Annotated in this window: 15 protein-coding genes and 1 riboswitch; of the genes, 4 read left to right on the top strand and 11 right to left on the bottom strand. The window is 73.6% G+C overall.

The window, feature by feature from the left end; all coding sequences use genetic code 11:
- Positions 1 to 93: 93 nt before the first annotated feature.
- The 5 genes from Srubr_RS22440 to Srubr_RS22420 are packed head-to-tail and all read right to left on the bottom strand — an operon-like array spanning position 94 to position 5,133.
- Complete coding sequence (locus Srubr_RS22440; RefSeq protein WP_189997206.1) at positions 94 to 1,026, bottom strand: VOC family protein; 933 nt, start codon at positions 1,024 to 1,026, stop codon at positions 94 to 96.
- Positions 1,027 to 1,030: 4 nt separating this feature from the next.
- Complete coding sequence (locus tag Srubr_RS22435) at positions 1,031 to 2,032, bottom strand: amidohydrolase family protein (RefSeq protein WP_189997205.1); 1,002 nt, start codon at positions 2,030 to 2,032, stop codon at positions 1,031 to 1,033.
- A complete protein-coding gene (locus tag Srubr_RS22430) occupies positions 2,029 to 3,159 on the bottom strand; it encodes an FAD-dependent oxidoreductase (protein ID WP_189997204.1) in 1,131 nt (376 codons plus the stop codon). The genes Srubr_RS22435 and Srubr_RS22430 overlap by 4 nt, the downstream gene beginning before the upstream one ends.
- A 25-nt stretch (positions 3,160 to 3,184) precedes the next feature.
- Positions 3,185 to 4,141 (bottom strand): cyclase family protein, encoded by a 957-nt coding sequence (locus Srubr_RS22425; protein WP_189997203.1) that lies wholly within the window; start codon positions 4,139 to 4,141, stop codon positions 3,185 to 3,187.
- Positions 4,138 to 5,133 (bottom strand): fumarylacetoacetate hydrolase family protein, encoded by a 996-nt coding sequence (locus Srubr_RS22420; RefSeq protein WP_189997202.1) that lies wholly within the window; start codon positions 5,131 to 5,133, stop codon positions 4,138 to 4,140. The genes Srubr_RS22425 and Srubr_RS22420 overlap by 4 nt, the downstream gene beginning before the upstream one ends.
- A gap of 148 nt (positions 5,134 to 5,281) precedes the next feature.
- Between Srubr_RS22420 and Srubr_RS22415 the strand changes: the two genes are divergently transcribed.
- A complete protein-coding gene (locus tag Srubr_RS22415) occupies positions 5,282 to 6,193 on the top strand; it encodes a LysR family transcriptional regulator (RefSeq protein WP_189997201.1) in 912 nt (303 codons plus the stop codon).
- 40 nt (positions 6,194 to 6,233) lie between these two features.
- On the opposite strand, the gene Srubr_RS22410 is transcribed toward Srubr_RS22415, so the two are convergent.
- From Srubr_RS22410 to tsaD, 6 genes are all read right to left on the bottom strand, one after another.
- A complete protein-coding gene (locus Srubr_RS22410; RefSeq protein ID WP_203855049.1) occupies positions 6,234 to 6,818 on the bottom strand; it encodes a GMC family oxidoreductase in 585 nt (194 codons plus the stop codon).
- A 132-nt stretch (positions 6,819 to 6,950) separates the two neighbouring features.
- Positions 6,951 to 10,856 (bottom strand): caspase, EACC1-associated type, encoded by a 3,906-nt coding sequence (locus Srubr_RS22405; RefSeq protein ID WP_189997200.1) that lies wholly within the window; start codon positions 10,854 to 10,856, stop codon positions 6,951 to 6,953.
- 6 nt (positions 10,857 to 10,862) lie between these two features.
- The gene (locus tag Srubr_RS22400) at positions 10,863 to 11,246 is read right to left on the bottom strand and encodes an effector-associated constant component EACC1 (RefSeq protein ID WP_189997199.1); all 384 of its coding nucleotides are present in this window, start codon (positions 11,244 to 11,246) and stop codon (positions 10,863 to 10,865) included.
- A gap of 260 nt (positions 11,247 to 11,506) precedes the next feature.
- The gene (alaS, locus tag Srubr_RS22395) at positions 11,507 to 14,158 is read right to left on the bottom strand and encodes an alanine--tRNA ligase (protein WP_189997198.1); all 2,652 of its coding nucleotides are present in this window, start codon (positions 14,156 to 14,158) and stop codon (positions 11,507 to 11,509) included.
- A gap of 19 nt (positions 14,159 to 14,177) precedes the next feature.
- Complete coding sequence (locus Srubr_RS22390) at positions 14,178 to 14,747, bottom strand: GNAT family N-acetyltransferase (RefSeq protein ID WP_189997197.1); 570 nt, start codon at positions 14,745 to 14,747, stop codon at positions 14,178 to 14,180.
- Positions 14,744 to 15,793 (bottom strand): tRNA (adenosine(37)-N6)-threonylcarbamoyltransferase complex transferase subunit TsaD, encoded by a 1,050-nt coding sequence (gene tsaD / locus Srubr_RS22385; protein ID WP_189997196.1) that lies wholly within the window; start codon positions 15,791 to 15,793, stop codon positions 14,744 to 14,746. The genes Srubr_RS22390 and tsaD overlap by 4 nt, the downstream gene beginning before the upstream one ends.
- 282 nt (positions 15,794 to 16,075) lie before the next feature.
- A riboswitch (cobalamin riboswitch) is annotated at positions 16,076 to 16,210 on the top strand.
- A 133-nt stretch (positions 16,211 to 16,343) separates the two neighbouring features.
- Between tsaD and Srubr_RS22380 the strand changes: the two genes are divergently transcribed.
- From Srubr_RS22380 to Srubr_RS22370, 3 genes are read left to right on the top strand one after another with little or no spacing between them, the layout of a single operon-like run.
- A complete protein-coding gene (locus Srubr_RS22380) occupies positions 16,344 to 17,372 on the top strand; it encodes a FecCD family ABC transporter permease (protein WP_189997195.1) in 1,029 nt (342 codons plus the stop codon).
- 3 nt (positions 17,373 to 17,375) lie between these two features.
- Positions 17,376 to 18,143, top strand: coding sequence for an ABC transporter ATP-binding protein (locus Srubr_RS22375; protein ID WP_189997194.1), 768 nt, complete (start codon positions 17,376 to 17,378; stop codon positions 18,141 to 18,143).
- Between the two features lie 9 nt (positions 18,144 to 18,152).
- Positions 18,153 to 19,151 (top strand): ABC transporter substrate-binding protein, encoded by a 999-nt coding sequence (locus Srubr_RS22370; protein WP_189997193.1) that lies wholly within the window; start codon positions 18,153 to 18,155, stop codon positions 19,149 to 19,151.
- Positions 19,152 to 19,373 lie beyond the last annotated feature (222 nt).

Below are 19,373 nucleotides of genomic sequence, written 5' to 3'. Positions count from 1 at the left end.
GTGGCTCCTGGCCGGTGAAGCCCGGGGGCACGGCGGGGCTGGGGCAGGGCGGGTGTCAGGGCCGGCCGCGCCCCCGGGAGCGAGCGGGTGGGATCAGACCGGCGGGGCGACGAAGACGCCGCGGTCGGGGTCGTTGAAGGACTCCTTGGCGACGAACTCGTTCATGGGGTTGGCGGTGCCCCACTGGTCGGTGACCTCGGGCCGGGAGAAGTCGTAGACGTGCGGGTGCCAGGTGTCCTCGTCCAGTACCTCCAGCTCGGTCGTGTACTCGACGGTGTTGCCGTGCGGGTCGAGGAAGTACGTGAAGGTGTTGTCACCCGCCATGTGCCGGCCGGGCCCCCAGATCTTCCTGTACCCGGCGCGGATCACGCGGCCGGAGCCGCGCATGTACTCGTCGATGCCGCGCATCTCGAAGGAGATGTGGTGCAGGGAGGTGTGCGGGCCCTTCGCCAGCGCCATGGAGTGGTGCTGGCTGGAGATCCGCATGAAGTGCATGACCTCTCCCATGTGCGGCGAGCTGAGCGTGTCGGAGAGGCGGAAGCCCAGGTGGCGCTCGTACCACTCCCGAGTCCGGTTCAGGTCGGGGGAGTTGAGGACGACGTGGCTCAGCTTGACCGGGATCGACTCCTTCTCCTCGATCTTGCGGTGCCGCCGTACCGCGACGTCGGCGGAGACCTCGATGGTGCGGCCGTCGACGTCGAAGAAGCGGAAGCCGTAGCCGCCGCCGGGGGTGTCCACCTTGCCCGGCCGGGTGATCAACTGAACGCCCTGGGCGAGCAGTCGCTCGGCGAGCGTGTCCACGTCGGCGGCCGAGGCGGTGCCGTAGGAGACCAGGTCGAGGCGCTTCTCCTCGGCCTTGCGCAGCCGGACGACGTACTGCTCCGGGGAGCCCTCGGCGGCCAGGAACGAGATCCCGGAGTCCTCGGCGACCTTGGTCAGGCCCCAGACACCGGCGTAGAAGTCGAGCTGCTTGTCGTAGTCGGGCACGGCGAGGTCGACGTGCCGCAGGTGGGTGAGCAGACGCATGGGATCACTCCTTGAAGAGGAGGGCGGAGGCGTTGCCGCCGCGTACGGCGTGGAAGTCGGGGTCGGCCAGCCGGGCGGCGCGCAGCGCGCCGACGGGGTCCTCGGTGCCCATGTCGAAGGGGAAGTCGGAGCCGAGCAGCACCCGGTCCGCGCCCGCGACCCGGACCAGCTCCCGCAGCACGTGCGGATCGTGCACGAGGGAGTCGAAGTACAGGCGTTTGAGGTAGCTGCTGGGCAGGTGGGCGCAGCCGGCGCCCGCGTCGGAGCGGGCGGTCCAGGCGTGGTCGGCGCGGCCGATGTGGGTCGGCAGGTAACCGCCGCCGTGGGCCGCGATCAGCGTCAGGTCCGGATGCCGGTCCAGGACGCCGGAGAAGATCAGGTGGGAGAGCGCGACGGCGTTCTCCACCGGCTGGCCCACGCTGTTGGACAGGTACCACCGGTCCAGCCGCTCGTCGAGCGTGCAGCCGAAGGGGTGCAGGAAGACGACCGCGCCCGTCTCCCGCGCCCGGGACCAGAAGGGTTCGTAGTCCGGGTCGGACAGTTCCCGCCCCGGGGCGTGGCTGGAGATCTCCACACCGGCCAGGCCCTGCTCCAGCGCGTGATCGAGGGCGCGTACCGCCTGACCGGGGTGCTGGAGCGGGACCAGCCCGAGCCCCCGCAACCGGTCGGGCGCGGCCGAACAGTGCGCGGCGGTCGCCTCGTTGGCCAGCCGGTACACCCGCTCCGCGGTGGCCTCGTCGGCCCAGTAGTGGTAGTGCGAGGGCGAGGGGCTGACCAGTTGCACGTCCACGCCCTGTTCGTCCATCGCGGCCAGCCGCAGGCGCGGGTCCGTCATCCTCGGGGCGCGCTCGCGCACCATCGGGCCGTTGACCTCCAGGGCGGCCGGACCGCCCCGACGGGCGTCGAGCGCACGGGCCTCGGCCAGGCCCGGCAGGCCGGCCACCAGCGCCTCGACCTCGGGCAGCAGGACGTGCGCGTGCACGTCCACCGTGGGGGTGGTCGTCACGGCAGCTCCCGCAGCATCGTCATGACGCGTCCCATCAGGCCGGGCACGTCCGCGTCCCGCACGCCGTCCAGCTGCCACCGGCCGAGCCGCACGGACGCCTCGACCACCGTCCGCACGCGCGGCAGCCGGCGCTCGTGGTACTCCCGCAGCAGCGCGTCGTCCCACTCCCGGCCGCTGGTGAGCAGTCCGGCGAGGACGAGGGCGTCCTCCAGGGACATCGCCGCGCCCTGCGCCAGGGTCGGCGGGCAGCAGTGGGCCGCGTCACCGGCGAGGACCACCCGGCCGCGGTGCCAGGGGCCCTCCACCAGCATCCGGTCGAACCACGTGTAGTTGACCTGCGCCGGGTCGGTGATGTGCGGGAGGATGTCCGTCCAGTGCCCGCCGTAGGCGGAGGCCAGGCGGCGCATCTCGTCGGCGTACGTCTCCGGCGGGATGGTGGCGCGGTCGCGGTTGGCCTCGGCGACGTACGCGTAGATCGTGGTGTCGCTGGTGGGGCAGTAGCCGGCGATGTAGGCCGGGCCGCCGTAGGTGAGGTCGGTGCGGCTCACGCCGGCCGGGCGGGGGGCGGCGACGCGCCAGATGGCCATGCCGGTCGGTTCCGGCTTGTCGGTGATGCCGATGGCCGCGCGGGTCGCCGAGCCGATGCCGTCGGCGGCGATCACCAGGTCGTAGCGGCCCTCGGTGCCGTCGGTGAAGCGTACGGTCACGCCGTCGGCGTCCTGCTCGAACTCCGTGGCCCGGGTGCCCAGCCGGACCCGGGCGCCCGAGGCGCGTACGGCGTCGATGAGAATCCGCTGGAGCCGGGGCCGCTGCATGCCGACGGTGGCGGGCAGGTCGTCGCCGCCGGTACGGACGTCCCGGGCGACGTGCAGGACGGTGCCGTCGACAGCGGTGATGCCGACCGAGTCGAAGGCGAAGCCCGACTCCTTCACGCGTTCCCAGACGCCGAGTTCGCGCAGGACGCGCAGGGCGTTGCCCTGGAGGGTGATGCCGGAGCCGGCGGTGGCGTTCCAGTCGTCCTTGGCCTCGACGAGGTCCACCGCGATCCCGGCCCGGCGCAGCAGGATCGTGGCGGCGTTGCCGGCCGCGCCGCCGCCGATCACCAGGACCGTGCGGGCTGTGCTCATATGCGTAACTCCTTCGTCGCGCTGGTTACTTGACGGCGACCGGGTTGACCGGGGAGCCGACGGCGCCGGTGACGGGCAGGGGCGCGGCGGTGAGCCAGAACTCGTACACGCCGTCGGCGGCGCAGTCCTCGGCGAGCGCGTCCGGGTCCCACATCTCGCCGATCAGCAGGCCGATGTTCGGGATGGCGACCTGGTGCAGCGGCTGGAAGGCGTGCTCGAACTCGTTCGGGCGGACCTCGAAGCCCCAGGTGTCGGTGGCGATCGCGGCGATCTCGGTGCGGTGCAGCCAGCCGGCCGTGGTGAACGACAGGCCGGGCGCGGGACCGCCGGCGTAGTCGCCCCAGCCCTCGCGGCGGGCCCGGGTGAGCTGCCCGGTCCGTACGACGACGATGTCCCCGCGGCCCACGCGCACGCCGTGCGCCTCGGCCGTCGCCGTCAGGTGCTCCTCGGTGATCGCGAACCCGTCCGGCAGTTCCCCGCCCTCGCCGGCCACCCGGCCCACGTCGAGCAGGACGCCGCGGCCGGCGACGTACGGGGCCATGTGCTCGATGCCGGTGACGAGGTCGCCGTCGGAGGTGACCACTTTCTCGGCGTCCCGGCCGTTCCACGCCTTGCCGTGGTCGAAGATGTGGCCCAGCCCGTCCCACTGGGTCGAGCACTGGAGCGGCATCGCGATCACGTCGTCGGCGCCGCCGAACCCGTGCGGGAAGCCCTGGTTGCCGAGGGCGGCGTCGGTGCCGGTGTCCAGCATGGTGTGCACCGGGTTGGTGCGCCGCCGCCAGCCCTTCTGCGGGCCGCTCATGTCGAAGGACTGCGCCAGCGAGAAGCTGACGCCCCGCCGCACCAGGGCCGCGCCCTCGCGCCGCTTCGCCTCCTCGAGGAAGTTGAGGGTGCCGAGCCGGTCGTCCGCGCCCCAGCGCCCCCAGTTGGAGTACGCCTTGGCGGCCTCGGCGATCGAGCCCTCCGGGTCGTGACGGTTCACGCGGCACCCTCCGCGACACAACGGGTGCGCTGGATTCCGAGCCCGGTGACCGTGCCCTCCATGACGTCGCCGTCGCGCAGCAGCCGGCCCCAGTGCATGCCGTTGCCGGCGGGGGAGCCGGTGAGCACCAGGTCCCCGGGGAGCAGGCGGGCGCTCTGGGAGGCGTACGACACCATGCGCGCGACCGTGAAGATCATATCGCCGGTCGACTCGTCCTGCATGGTCTCGCCGTTGAGCTTGAGCGTGACCCGCAGGTCGTCCGGGTCGGCGATCGACTCGGCCGGCACGATCCAGGGGCCGAGCGGGGTGAACCCGGGGGCGTTCTTGCTGCGCAGCCAGTCGGTGCCGATCTGCGGCATGTCCCGGCGGAAGACGGTGGCCCGGTCGGTCAGGTCGTTGGCGATGGTGTAACCGGCGATGTACCGCGCCGCGTCCTCCACCGGCACCCGGTGGGCGGGCCTGCCGATGACGACCGCCAGCTCCAGCTCCCAGTCGGGCTGTTCGGCCCACGCGGGCAGGACGACGTCGTCGTACGGCCCGGTGATCGCGCTCGGCAGTCCGATGAAGACGTACGGCAGGTCCTCGGCCGCCCGCCGGTCCATGATCTCGGCGGCCTCGGCGCGGCGTTCGCTCTCCGGCCGGTCGTCACCGGGCGCGCGGTGGGCGACGTGCAGGTCGATCACGTGCTGCCGGTAGTTCGCGCCCGACTGGAACACCTGGCGCGGTGAGACGGGCGCGTGCACGCGCAGGTCCGTGACGGCCGTGCGGGCCGGGCCGGTGTCCGCGGCGAGGGCGCGCAGTCGCGGCAGCGCCGTCTCCCAGCGGTCCAGCACGTCCAGCGTGGTCAGCCGGTCCTCGCCGAAGGCGTCCCGCAGATCGAGGGCGAGGCCGTCCGGCGTGACGAGGGCGGGGAACTCCGGCCCGCCCGGGGCCGAGAGGGTGGCGAGGGCGAAGGGTCCGGCGAAGAGCGCGGACGCGGGTTCGGGTTTCACGGACGTGTCCTCCTGATTGCGGTGGGACTAATCTGGACCCGCCGCTCGCGATCAGGGAAATAGATTCTGTGGATGGTCGGCATCCACCTGGTTTATTTCCGCCGCTCACCGTCCCTGCTTGCTCGTTGCCCCGTGCGAGGACCGATCCGTGAACCTGACCCGACTCGACCTCAATCTCGTCGTCGCCCTGCGCGCCCTGCTGGAGGAGCGCAACGTCACCCGCGCCGGGCAGCGCGTCGGCCTCAGCCAGCCCGCGATGAGCGCCGCCCTGGCCCGGCTGCGCCGCCACTTCGACGACGACCTGCTCGCCCGCGTCGGCGGCCACTACGAGCTGACCGCCCTCGGCCAGGTCCTCCTCGACCGCACCTCCACCGCCTACGACGTGCTGGAACGCCTCTTCTCCAGCCAGGCCGACTTCGACCCGGCCACGGAGGACCGCGAGTTCAAGCTGATGGCCTCCGATTACGCGGTGGCCGTCTTCGGCACCGAACTCGCCCGCGTCGTGCACGAGGAGGCCCCCGGCATCCGGCTCCGCTTCACCCAGACCCAGCCGTCCGTCGTCGACGACACCGCCACCCTGCTCAGCGCCACCGACGGCCTGCTCATGCCGCACGGCGTGATCAGCGACTTCCCCGCCACCGACCTCTACGACGACCGCTGGGTGTTCCTCGTCGCCGCCGACCACCCCACGGTCGGGGACCGGCTCACCCGGCAGGACCTCGCCCGGCTCCCGTGGGTGACGTACCAGCGCACCTACGACGCGCCGGCCGTGCGCCAGCTCGGCATGCTCGGCGTCGAACCGCGCGCGGAAGTGTCCGTCGACAGCTTCCAGCTCCTGCCCCTGCTGGTCACCGGCACCCGGCGCATCGCCCTGATCCAGGAACGGCTGGCACGGATGCTGACGCCGATCGCCGCCGTCCGGGTGGTGGAGCCGCCCTACGAGGCGGTGCCGGTGCGCGAGGCGCTGTGGTGGCACCCGGTCCACACCCATGACGCGGCCCACATCTGGCTGCGGGAGACGGCCATGCGGGTCGGCAGGCACCTGGCCGGCGTCTCGTAGCGGAGCACCCGCCTCGGCGCCGGCCGTACCCGACCCGCGGTCAGGCGGTGCCGCTACCCGCCCGGGCGGCCGGTGTGTTCCGCCCGGCCGTGGACTGGAGGTGGTCCAGGAGCGCGCGGGCGCCCCGGACGGCGAGGGCGACGGAGGTCAGGGTGGGGTTGCAGGCGGCGGCCGTCGGGATGACGTTGTTGCCGGCGACCCACAGCCCGCGGGTGTTCCGGACGCGGCTGTGACTGTCGCAGACGCTGGTGCCGTCGTCGGCGGGGCCCATGCGGGTGGTGCCCTGGTAGTGCAGGGAGCTGCCCGCGGGCAGCAGGAGGGGGCCGGCGTCGAGGGGGACGCCGACGGCGGCTCCCGCTTCGGCGACGGCCTTCTTGGCCTGTTCGATCGTGGCCAGGTCGCGGTCGCCGTAGCGGTAGCGGACGCGCGGGGCGGGCAGCCCGTATGCGTCGGCCGCGGTGTCGGTGAACTCGACGCGGTCGTCGGGGGAGATGTCCTTGGCGCAGAACCAGCCCGGCCCGACGACGGCACCGGGCTCGACAACGGTGTCGCCGGCGAGCGGGACGGGGGAGGCGTCGAGTCGCATCACCTGGCCGTGGAAGGGGTGTGCGTCGGTGTACGGCACCCAGCTGACGCCGCTCTGGGGGACGATGGCGCCGTGACGGACGCCTGGGCGGGCGGATGTCTCCGGCCGGCGCGTCGGGCCGGGCGTCGAGAACCGCACCCGCCCTGTCGAGGCGGCCGGCCCGCGCGTCGCTCAGTCGAACAGCGGTGCCAGCGCGGTCTCGCCCGCCAGGATGCGCCAGGCGGGCACCCGTACCGTCCGGCTCACCGGGCCGGCCTTGGCGCCATGCCCACCCGAGGGCAGTCCGGTGAGCAGGTCGCCTCGCGCGTGGAGGAGCCTGAGGTGCCGCGCGGCATCTTCGCCGGGCCTCGGTCCGGGGTCGATCAGTACCGCCGTGTTCGCGCCGGCGTCGGTGAACAGCAGGTCCACAGGGTGTCCGCCGACGAGAGCGGCCCGCTCCAGATCGGTGATGCCACGTCCGGTGAGGTACCGCTGCAGGCGGTCGGCGAGGTCTTCGCGGGCCTCGGTCACCGGGTAGGTCGGGCCGGCCCCGGCCGTCGTGCCGTCGGCGTCCGCCCCCAGCGGCACCGAGCGCGCGGCGAGGAGGGCCGGCAGGCCGCTCTGTTCCCGCCAGAAGGCGAGGCCGCCCACGGTGATCAGCTGCGACTTGGCCCGGGTGACCGCCACGTTCCACAGGTTGACCTGGCTCGCGACCCAGTGCGTCGTCGGGGGCGGGGTGTTGGGCGCCGCCACCGGGCTGAGCACCATCACGTCGCGCTGCCCGCCCTGGAAGGTGTGGACGGTGCCGACCCGGACCCGGTCGTCGTCCCGCCACATCCGGGCCAGGAGCTCCTTCTGCGCCCTGAACGGCGTGACCACTCCCACGGTCGCGTCCGGCGCGAGCCCCGCCAGCAGCCCGTCGACCACGCGCCGCACGGCCTCCGCCTCGGCCGTGTTCCGCCAGGACCGCCCGTCGCCGCCGCGTGCCGATTCCCCGGAGGGTACGTCGACCCAGCCGAGCACCGGCGCCGGGTCGGCCGCTCCCACCGGGTCGTGTCCCGGTACCTGCCGCCGCACGTCGGTCAGCACCCGCAGCCGGCCGCCGTAGCAGTGGCCGTTGACCACGTCCGCGATCCGCGGGTGACAGCGGTAGTGCTCGTCGAGGAGCAGCGCGCCCTCGCCGTGCTGTTCGGCGGCGTGGTACGAGGAGTACACGTGGTAGGCGAGGCGGCGGTGCTCCAGTTGCGCGGCGCTCAGCCCGGCCCGCGTCCGTGCCTGCTTCTCCTGCTGCGGTGACACACCCGGGATGTGCCCGAGTTGCATGGGGTCGCCGATGATCAGGGCCCGGCGGGCCCGGAACAGCAGCGGCAGCACCGACGGGATGGAGCACTGGCTGGCCTCGTCGATGACGACGAGGTCGAACAGCTTCGGGGTGAGTTCGAGCTGCCGCACGGAGTGGGTGCTGACGGCCCATCCCTTGATCTGTGTCATCAGGTTCTTCTGGCTGCGCTGGTAGCCGGAGCGGCGGCGGAGCGCCTGGAGCCGCTGGTTCAGCAGGCCGGTGGCCCGGTTCAGGGCCTCGGCGGACAGCGCGCGGGACAGTTCCGCCGACAGGCCGGACAGTGCTTCCGCCGTCGCGGCCCTGGAGGACTTGAGCCCGTCCTCGTCCCATTCCCCGTGCCGGCGGACGAGTTCCCGTACCTCCCGCTCCACCGACACGACCCCGGCCAGGGACTCCAGCAGCTCCGGCGGCGCCGGTCGTCGCGTCGCCCAGGCGGGCCACGCCGGTCCGGGCCCCTCCGGGGGCTCCGCCACCGCCGCGACCAGCGCGGCGAGTGCCCGCCCACGTCGCCACCCCCCGAGCTGCCACCAGCGGGCCCCGGCCGTCCTCCGGGCCCGCTCCGCCCACCGGTCCAGCGTGTCCGGGCCGTCGGCGTCCGCCGCCCAGGCCCCTTCGAGGAGGGGCAGCGGCAGCTCCAGGCCGGCGGCCCGTTCCGCCCGGTCGCGGAGCAGTTCCAGCAGCCGCGTCTCCTCACCGACGCGGCGGGCCGCCTCCGTCCGCAGCCGCTGCGCCGTCTTGCGGGTGTTGCGCAACTCGCCGCCCACGGTGGCCGAGCCGCGCCGGGGCGCCTCGACCGGTCCGGCCAGCAGCCGTTCCAGTTTGGCCGCCTCCCGTTCCAGCGCCTCGGTGTTGCCCGTGCGCATCAGCAGACCGGGCGCGATGTCGTCGCAGCGCTCGGCGACGACGTTCACGGCCTCGTTGTTCGTGGAGGCGACCAGCACCGACTGCCCCGCGGCGACGCAGGTGGTGACGACCGCCGTGACGACCTCGCTCTTGCCGGTTCCCGGCGGTCCGGTCGCCACCGTCAGCGGCTGGGTCATCGCCGCGGAGATCACCTGCTCCTGGCTCTCGTTGCACGGCCCCGGAGCGACGGGCGGCACGGGCGGCACCGGGTCTCCCGCGGTGGCGGGGCCGGCCGGAGCCCGCCCGGCCCCGCCGTCGAGCAACGCGCCCAAGGCGGTGCCCGGGATCTGCCCCGTCCGCGTGGAGATCTGGAGCAGGTTGTCCACCAGCGCCTGGGTGGCCATGGCCTCCGCGCCGGACGGCACCAGCAGCACGGCCGCGTTGTGCGCGCCGGGCCGTAGCGCCTGCATGACCGTGCGCTCGCTGAGCGCGGACGGGTCCAGCGGTTCGAGTTCCGGCAGCCCCAGTTTCTGGAGCAACTCCCGGATGGCGCGCAGCATTTGCGCGTCGTTGCCCTCCTGCCAGGCCGGCTGCCAGTGGGCCAGCAGATCGGCGGCGTCGTCCGCGTCCAGGAACTCGGAGACGACACCGCTGTGCAGTGACGGCACACCGCTGGGCCGGAGCACGTCCCGGCCGTTCTCGTCCGGTGCCAGCTCCATCTGCTGGACGAGCAGGGGTGCCAGCGCCACCGTCGCGCGCCGCCCCCGGCCGCCGTCCCGCGCGGGCAGCGTGATCGCCGGATACCCGTACCAGTACTCGTGCCGCGCCTCGGTGCCCGGCCCGGCCCGCCCGTCCCGCGGCCGGGGCAGCGATCCGGGCGCGACGATGTGCGGTCCGCGGCCCGACTGGATGGTCTCCTCGCCCTGGGCGAGCAGGAAGTACTTCTCGTTCCGGCCGCCGTCCCGGTCGGGCCGCATGCCGGCCGCCGCCTGCGCGGTGAGGCAGTCCGCGTAGTAACGCAACAGCCGCTGTGCGTCGACGCCGTCCCGTTCGTCCGCCTCGGCCAGCTCCCGGGCCTTCAGCAGCGTGGGGGAGCGCCGGGCGGTGTCGACGGCGTCGTGGGGCGGCGCGGGCAGCCGCACCGGTCGTGCCACCGACCGGGCGAAGGGGAGGCTGCGGGTGGCCCTGATCGTGGACTTGGTGGGCCGCTGTTCCTCCGGCACGCCCTTGCGGGCCATCTGCGCGGTCAGGTAGTCGAAGAGGTCGTCCGGGGTGATCCAGCCGCCGTCCTTGATCCGGCCGTTGCGCAGTCCCTCGACGATCTCCCCGGTGAACCGGGAGGTGCCGAGGCCGGAGCCGGGCGGCGCCATCGCGGAGGCCGCCTGGAGGGCGTCGGACGCGGTGATGAAGTACACGCCGGTCGGCCGCAGCAGCGTGCTCGCCGCGGGCCGGTCCGGCTCGGGCGAAGGCCCCTTGGCGGTCCAGCCCTGCACGACGGAACCACTGGAGCAGCAGTCCAGCAGGACCACTTTGGAGGCGGCCCGGCAGGACTGCAGCATCCGCTCCAGGAACTCCGCCGGTACGGCCGTGCCCGGCAGGTCGGCCGGATCGGTGTCCCGGGTCAGGAAGTACAGCTGGCCGTCCTGCTCGCAGTACTCGCCGTGCCCGCTGAAGTAGAGCAGCGCGGTCTCGCTGGGCTGCCGGGCCTCCAGGAACGTCTCCACGGCGTGCAGCATCTCCGCGCGCGTCGGCTCGGCGGCCATCGCGCACTCGTTGTACATGCCGATCTCGGTGTTCTCCAGGACGGCCCGCATGTAGTGCAGATCGGCGCGTACGGCGGGGAGGTCGGCGTACGCCTCGCTGTCGTAGGTGGAGACGCCGACGAGCAGGGCGTGTCGGTCGTTGTCGGTCATCGTCGCTCAGCCCGCCGTCGTGCCCTCGTCACCGCCGTCCGCGAGGAACCGCTCGATCAGTGTGTCGTCCTCGCGGGCCTCCTTGCCGGTGACGTGCAGGACCGCGCCGTCGGGCCGCTTGACGACGATGGTCCGCTGCGGGACCCGCGCCAGCCATGTCTGCACCAGAGCGACGGCGAAAGAGCCGGCGCTCAGCAGCAGCCCGACGGTCTCCGCGGAGGGACCGCCCTTGTCCCCGGCTCCCGGCGGGCCGCCGGGCGCGGGCAGGTCGAGCCTGGCCGTGGGGTCCGCCTCGGCGAGCACGGCGAGCAGTTCGCGTGCCTCCTTGCGTGCGCGCAGGGGGTCCTCGTCGATGACGGAGATCCGGTATCCGGTGTGGTTGTCGGGCATGGCGTTCTCGTGCTCCCGGTGAGTTCGCCGGCTCCTTGCCGGGCGAACGACACTAGCGCCCGGCACTGACAACGCGGCTCCCGCTCGGCCTCGCCTCGCAGGTCGTTGGCGCGAAAGTGCTCGCCGGTGGCCGGGGCCCACGCGTTGCCTGCCGGGTCGGGCGGGGTCTCAGCCAGGGTCTCCCTGCTGGGCAGGCCGGCCGACGTGATCGGCGCCCGGGAGTAGCCGGGCCCGCCCTCCGGCAGGCCGGCGGAAAGTCCTCAGTGGCCGTGGAGAGTTGCCGGTACGGACTCCAGTACGCGACGCAGATCGCCCGCGGGCAGGCCGCCGCCCTGGGCCAGTCGCGCCGTTCCGCCGCCCTTGCCGTTCAGGAGCCGCTTGACCAGTCGCGCGGCGTGCAGTCCCGACGCGTCGGCGGCCCCGTTGACGGCGGCCACCAGGCTCGTCCTGCCGCCGGCGGCCGTTCCGATCACCACGACGCCGGGACGGTCGGCGGGGAGCAGGTCGCGGACGGCGGTGGCCAGGGTCCTGGTGTCGTCCGGGCCGCCGTCCGCCGTGGCGGTGACCACCAGGACTCCGTCCGCGTCCTGTGCCCGGCCCGCCAGTTCGGCGGCGCGTGCGCGCAGGGCGGCCTGCCGCAGCCGCTGGTTCACCCGGTCGGCCGACTTCAGCCGCTCCAGCAACCCTGCGACGCGGTCGGGGAGTTCGGCGCGTGGCGCCTGGACCTGCTCCGCGATCCGGGCGACCAGGTCGCGCTCGCGGGCCAGGTAGCCGAATCCCTCGATGCCGACGGCGGCCTCCAGGCGCCGCATCCCCGCACCGACCGAGGACTGTGACGTCAGCGCGACGACGCCGATCTGCGACGCGTGCTCGACGTGCGTGCCGCCGCACAGCTCCCGTGACCAGGCGCCGCCTATCTCGACGACACGGACCTTCTCGCCGTAGGTCTCGCCGAAGAGGGCGAGCGCGCCCAGCTCCTTCGCCTCCGGCAGGGTCATCCAGCGGACGCCGACCGGCAGGTCACGGCGCAGTGCCTGGTTGGCGGCCTCCTCGATCTCGCTCTGGGCGGACGGCGACAGGGCGCCCCGCCAGGGGAAGTCGAGCCGCAGGTGGCCGGGGCGGTTGTACGAGCCGGACTGCAGTGCGGTGGGGCCGAGCACCTGGCGCAGGGCCGCGTGCAGGACGTGGGTGCCGGAATGGGCCTGCCGCGCGCCGAGCCGCCACTCGGGATCCACGGCCGCCGTGACCTCGTCACCGACCGCGAGCTCACCCGCTGTGACGCGCACCTGGTGGACCACCAGCCCGGGCAGCGGGCGCTGCACGTCCAGGACTTCGGCCTCCACCGAAGCGCCGGTGAGGTGGCCGGCGTCGCTTTCCTGGCCACCGGACTCGGCGTAGAACGGGGTGCGGTCCAGGACCGCGGTCACGATCTGTCCCTCGCCCGCCGCCGGGGCCGGGCCGGAGGCGGTCACCAGGGCGAGAACACGGGACCGGGTGGTCAGGGCGGACCACGCGCGCCAGTCGGTCGGACCGTGCTCGCCCAGGACACCCCGCAGGACGGCCGTGTCCGTGCCGCCCGACTTGCGGGCGCGCGCGTCGGCCCGGGCGCGTTCGCGCTGCTCCCGCATCAGCGCGGTGAAGCCCTCGCGGTCGACCTCCACGCCCTGTTCGGCAGCCATCTCCAGGGTGAGGTCGATGGGGAAGCCGTAGGTGTCGTGCAGCAGGAACGCCTGCGCGCCCGGAAGCCGCCGGCCGCCGTGCGACGTGACCTCGGCCACGGCCGTGTCCAGGACGGTCGTTCCCTGGCGCAGGGTCGCGCGGAAGGCGTCCTCCTCGCCGGCCGCCCGGTCGGCGATCCGGTCGTAGGCGTCGGCGACCTCCGGGTAGCCGGGCGCCATGCGGTCGCGGGCCACGGCCAGCAGTTCGGGCAGCGCGGGGTCCTGGTGGCCGAGCCGGCGCATCGCGCGTACGGCCCGGCGCAGGAGGCGGCGCAGTACGTAGCCGCGGCCCTCGTTGCCGGGGGAGACGCCGTCGGCGAGCAGCATCAGGGCGGTGCGGACGTGGTCGGCGACCACCCGCAGGCGTACGTCGGCCTCGGCGTCCGCGCCGTAGCGGACACCGGCCAGCTCGGCGGCCCGGTCGAGGACCGGACGGGTCTCGTCGGTCTCGTAGAGGTTGTCGACGCCTTGCAGCAGGGTGGCCATGCGTTCCACGCCCATGCCGGTGTCGATGTTGCGGTGGGGGAGCTCGCCGAGGATCGGGTAGCCCGACTTGCCGGGGCCTTCGCCGCGCTCGTACTGCATGAAGACGAGGTTCCAGAACTCCATGTACCGGTCCTCGTCGACCGCCGGTCCGCCCGCGCGGCCGAGCGCCGGACCACGGTCGTAGTACAGCTCCGAGCAGGGACCGCACGGTCCGGGCACGCCCATGGACCAGAAGTTGTCCTCGTCGCCGCGCGCCACGATCCGCTCGTCGGGAAGGCCGGCGACGCGCCGCCAGAGGGCGCGGGATTCGTCGTCGCCGTGGTGCACGGTCACCCAGATCCGGTCCGGGTCCAGGCCGTAGCCGCCGTCCGGCGTCGGCGAGGTGGACAGCTCCCAGGCGAAGGCGATGGCCTCCTCCTTGAAGTAGTCGCCGAAGGAGAAGTTGCCGTTCATCTGGAAGAAGGAGCCGTGCCGGGTGGTGCGGCCGACCTCCTCGATGTCCAGGGTGCGCACGCACTTCTGCACGCTCGTCGCCCGCGGCCACGGCGCCGCCGTCTCGCCCGTCAGGTACGGCTTGAAGGGGACCATGCCCGCGTTGACGAAGAGCAGCGTCGGGTCCGGTGTGGGCAGCGGGGCGCTGGGGACGACGGTGTGACCGCGCTCGGCGAAGAAGTCGAGGAAGCGGCGGCGGATCTCGGCGGTGCGCATGGTGGGCTCCGGGTGGCTGCTACAGGGGCTGGGCGGCCAGGTTTCGGGCGGGGTGGTGAGGGCCGAGGAAGACCGTGATGCCGTGGCCGCCGGGGGCGGGGTGGGTGGCCTGGGTCCAGCCCTGGCGGCGGTAGAAGGCCAGGGCCCTGGGCGAGCGGACGGACGTGAGCAGCCAGGCGCGGCCGTCGGGGGCGTCCTCGGTCACCGCTCGCAGGAGGCCGGCCGCGATCCCGGTGCCGCGAGCGGCGGGGCGGACGGCGAGTTCGTCGGTCTCGCGGGCGCCGCACAGCCACTCCTCGGTACGGACCGGGCCGAGACCGGCGGCCGCCTGCGGATAGCAGCGGTCGGCCGGGAAGGGGGCGGGCGTGTCCCAGGCGGTGGCGAAACCCACGACGTTCCGTCCGTCGAAGGCGAGTGCCGCGGTGAACCCCGGACGCCGTACGTCCGAGCCGAGCCGCGCGAGGAAGGCGTCCGCCCTTTCCTCGTCCTCGTTCCAGGGCGGCGCGCAGAACGCGTCGGCGTAGACGGAGCGCAGGGCGGCACCGTGCTCCAGGATCGCGTCGGGGGCGACGACACGGATGTCCGTCACGCGGCCACCGCCGCGGTCGCCGTGGGATGCAGGGCCGCGTACTCCAGTGGCGCCGAGGGGTCGACGGACAGGTCCCAGGGCGCCGGTTCGGCCCCGGCCCGTACGAGGAGGTCGCCGACGGCGGCGATCATCGCGCCGTTGTCCGTGCACAACCGCGGCGGCGGCACCCGCAAGGTGATCCCGGCCGCCCGGCAGCGCTCCTCGGCCAGCGCCCGCACCCGCGAGTTCGCGGCGACCCCGCCGACGACGACCAGCGTGCCCACCCCGTGCTCCCGGCAGGCGGCGACGGCCTTGCGGGTCAGTACGTCGGCGACCGCCTCCTGCAGCGACGCGGCCCCGTCGTGGACGGGCAGTTCGCGCCCGCGGTGGGCTTCCGCCCAGCGGGCCGCCGCCGTTTTCAGCCCGGAGAAGGAGAAGTCGTAGGAGCCGGGGAGGGGGCGGGGGAAGTCGACGGCGCGTGGATCGCCGTCCCGGGCGGCCCGGTCGATGGCCGGGCCGCCGGGGTACGGCAGCCCGAAGACCCGCGCGACCTTGTCGAAGCACTCGCCGGCGGCGTCGTCCAGGGTGTCGCCGAGGTGGACGATCGGATCGCGGGCCAGGTCGCGCACGAGGAGCAGCGAGGTGTGGCCGCCGGAGACGATCAGGACCACGCACGGGTCGGGCAGCGGTCCGTGCTCCAGGGTGTCGGCGGCGGCGTGACCGGCGAGGTGGTGCACGCCGTGGAGCGGGACGCCCAGCGCGTAGGCGATGCCCTTCGCTCCCGCGAGGCCCACGTGCAGCGCGCCGGACAGGCCCGGGCCCGTGGTCACGGCGACCGCCCCGATGTCGGAGAGCCGCAGCCCGGCCTGGTCCAGCGCCTGGCGCACCACCGGGCGCAGGGCGTGCAGGTGGGCCCGGGACGCGATCTCGGGCACCACTCCGCCGAAGCGGGCGTGCTCGTCCATGCTCGACGCCACGGCGTGCCCGAGCAGGCGTCCGTCCCGGACGAGCCCCGCACCGGTCTCGTCACACGACGACTCGATCCCGAGGACGATCGGAGAGCCCATGCCCTCCCCTTCCCTTCCTGCAACAAAATAGTTATTGCAACCAGTGTGCAATAAGATCTCCCCGGACGTGAACCCGGTCCCGGCCGCACGGTGATCGCTTAGTAGAGTCCACTCCTGTCGCCCCCCGAACTCCGAGGTAGCCAGCAGTGACCCCCGCCCGGACCGCGTACGAGCCGAACACGTCCTCCGCACCGCGGAACGCCTCGGTGTGCCCCGACCGCGGCAGCCACCCGTACCCGCCGCAGCGGGGGCGCCATCGCCGCTGACCCAATACCCCGGGCCTGCATGACGTCAGGCCCTCGCCTCCCGTGGGGGAAGTCCGGTGAGAGACCGGCGCTGACCCGCAACGGTGTGCACGGAGCCGGATCCGACGGTTGTCGTGCGAGCCCGATCGCCTGCGGGGGCGTGACGACCCGTTGACTGCTCGCCGTGGACCGCGAGAGGGGTACCGGACGGCCGACCGCGGCCTTACGGGCTGATCCTGCTCGATGTCCAGCAGGCGGCCCGTTCGAAAGGCCCCCAGGTGCGCCGAGGTACGGCCCCCACCCGCATGCCCGTGTTGCCGCTCAGCCTGTCCCTGGCGCTGCTGCTCCTGCTGTCCCTCGTGACCGGGGTCGGGCTCGGCGCCGCCGGCGTCGGCTGGGCGGAGGTACCGCACTTCCTGTGGGCCGGACTCACCGGCGGGACCGTGCGGGCGCGGGACGCGGCCGCGTACACCATCGTCTGGGAGATCCGCCTGCCGCGGGTGCTGCTGGGGGCCGTGGTCGGAGCGGGGCTCGCGACCGTCGGGGTGGCCGTGCAGGCCATGGTGCGCAACGCGCTGGCCGATCCGTTCGTGCTCGGCATCTCCTCCGGCGCGGCGGTGGGCGCCAACGCCGTCATCCTCCTCGGCGCGTTCGCCGGGCTCGGCGTGTGGGCGCTGTCCGCCTCGGCGTTCGCCTCCGCCCTCGCCGCCATGGCGCTCGTGTACGCCGCGGCCCGCTCCTCGCACGGGCTGACGCCCCTGCGGCTGATCCTGACCGGCACGGCACTGGCGTACGGCTTCGAGGCCGTCACCACGGTCATGGTGTTCGGCGCGGCCCGGGGCGAGGCGGCCCGGTCCGCGATGATGTGGCTGCTGGGCAGCCTGGGCGGCGCCACCTGGGCCAGTCTCCCGCTCGCCGCCGTCGCGGTGGCTGCCGGATGGGCCTGGCTGCGGTGGCGGGCCGAGGCGCTCAACGCGCTCGCCATGGGGGACGAGACCGCGGCCGCGCTCGGCGTCGGGCCGGCCCGGCTGCGCCGGGAGCTGTTCCTCGTCACCGCGGCCGTGACCGGGACGGTGGTGGCGGTCAGCGGGGCCATCGGATTCGTCGGGCTGATGGTGCCGCACGTCACCCGGATGCTGGTCGGCGCCGACCACCGGCGGGTACTGGCGGTCGCCCCGCTCGCCGGGGCGGTGCTGCTGGTGTGGGCGGACGCGCTGTCCCGGCTGCTGTTCGCCCCCGCCGAGCTGCCGGTCGGAGTGATCACCGCGGTGGTCGGCGTGCCCGCGTTCCTGCTGCTGATGCGGCGGGGCGGCTACGCGTTCGGGGGGCGCTGAGCGATGCGACTCGACATCGAGGACGTCACGATCGAGGCGGCCGGACTCCGGCTGGTCGAGCACATCGACCTCACCGTGGGCAGCGGGGCGTTCGCCGGACTCGTCGGTCCCAACGGCAGCGGCAAGTCGACCCTGCTGCGCTCCCTGTACCGGGCGCTGCGGCCGGCCGGGGGAGCGGTACGGCTGGACGGGGACGACCTGCACGCCATGGACGCGCGGGCCGCCGCCCGCGTGCTGGCCGCGCTGCCCCAGGAGTCCTCGGCCGAGTTCGACTTCACCGTCGCCGAGGTGGTCGCCATGGGGCGGCTGCCGCACCAGGGCCGCACGGCCGCCTCGGACCGGGAGATCTGCGCCCGGGCGATGGCCCGCACCGGCGTCGCCCACCTCGCCGGCCGCGGCTTCCTCGGCCTGTCCGGCGGCGAGAAGCAACGGGTCCTCATCGCCCGTGCCCTGGCCCAGCAGCCGAGGGTCCTGGTCCTCGACGAGCCCACCAACCACCTCGACATCGCCCACCAGCTGGACGTGCTGTCCCTGGTCCGCGCCAGCGGCCTGACCGTGCTGGCCGCGCTGCACGACCTCAACCTGGCGGCGGCCCACTGCGACGTGCTGTACGTCCTCGACGGCGGCCGGATCGTCGCCTCCGGTCCCCCCGGGGAGGTCCTCCGACCCGCCTTGCTGGCCGAGGTGTTCGGCGTGCGGGCGCACACCGTCCGGCACCCGGAGACGGACGCCGTCCAGCTCCTGTTCGACCTGCTCCCGCCCACTGCCTGAAGGATGCCCATGCGCAAGCAGCTACTTGCCACCGCCCTCTGTCTGGCCGCGACCGCCACCGGATGCGGCGCCACGGTGGAGCCGGCCGAGGACGCGAAACCCTCCTCCTCCATCACCCTGACCAACTGCGGTCGCCAGGTGACGTACGACAAGGTCCCCGAGCGGGTCGTCACCAACGATGTCGGCATCACGGAGCTGATGTTCGCCCTCGGTCTGGAGGACCGCATGGCCGGCTTCGCCATGCCCGACGACAAGGGCGACCTGCGCGGCGTGCCCTGGAAGGACGGCTACGACAAGGTCAAGTGGCTGTCCAAGGACCAGCTCACCAAGGAGAACGTCCTCGACGCCCGCGCCGACCTCGTCTTCGCCGGCTGGAACTACGGCTTCCGCGAGGACGGCGGCTTCACCCCCGACGCGCTGAAGAAGCTCGGCATCCCCTCGTACATCCTCACCGAGTCCTGCCACAACGGTCGTACGAAGTCCTCCCGCGGCATCATGCCGCCCCTGGACGCCCTGTACACCGACCTCACCAACCTCGGCAGGCTCTTCGGCGTCCAGAAGCGCGCGGCCGCTCTGATCGCCGACTTCAAGAAACAGGTCGCGGACGTGCGGGCGAAGGCACCCAAGGGCTCCGACCGTCCTTCCGTCTTCCTCTACGACAGCGGCCAGGACACACCCTTCACCTCCGGCCGCTACGCCGCCCCGGAACAGATCATCACCGAGGCCGGTGGCGTCAACGTCATGCACGACGTGGCGGACTCATGGACCACCGTCGGCTGGGAGAGCGTCGTACAGCGCGACCCGGACGTCATCGTCATCTGCGACTACGGCGACGTCGGCGCCGAGCAGAAGAAGCGGTTCCTGCTCTCCTACGCCCCGTTGCGCGACGTCTCGGCCGTCAAGCACCGGCGCATCATCTCCCTGGACTACGCAGACCTGGTCGAAAGCCCCCGCAACCCATCGGCGATCGCCCGCCTCGGCGCGTACCTGCGGACCGTCGATTCCTGACGCACCGCCGAGCCGCCGAGCACCGGGACCGGGATGTCCGGCTTCCGCCGTGCGGCCCGCCGGTTCATCAGCCGACGGGCAGGCGGCCCCGCCCGGGCCGCCGGGGCGAGGTAGACGTCTGCCTTCGCCAACTCGGCGGCGGTCCCGCAGGCGGTGGAGGGGGCACGGTCTGCCGAAGCCGCTCGTACGCGCGACCTGGCGGAGCAGGCCCGAGGCCCACCA

The organism is Streptomyces rubradiris, assembly GCF_016860525.1.
In the GTDB taxonomy this organism is placed as follows: domain Bacteria; phylum Actinomycetota; class Actinomycetes; order Streptomycetales; family Streptomycetaceae; genus Streptomyces; species Streptomyces rubradiris.
This window is presented reverse-complemented; position numbering and strand designations above follow the sequence as displayed.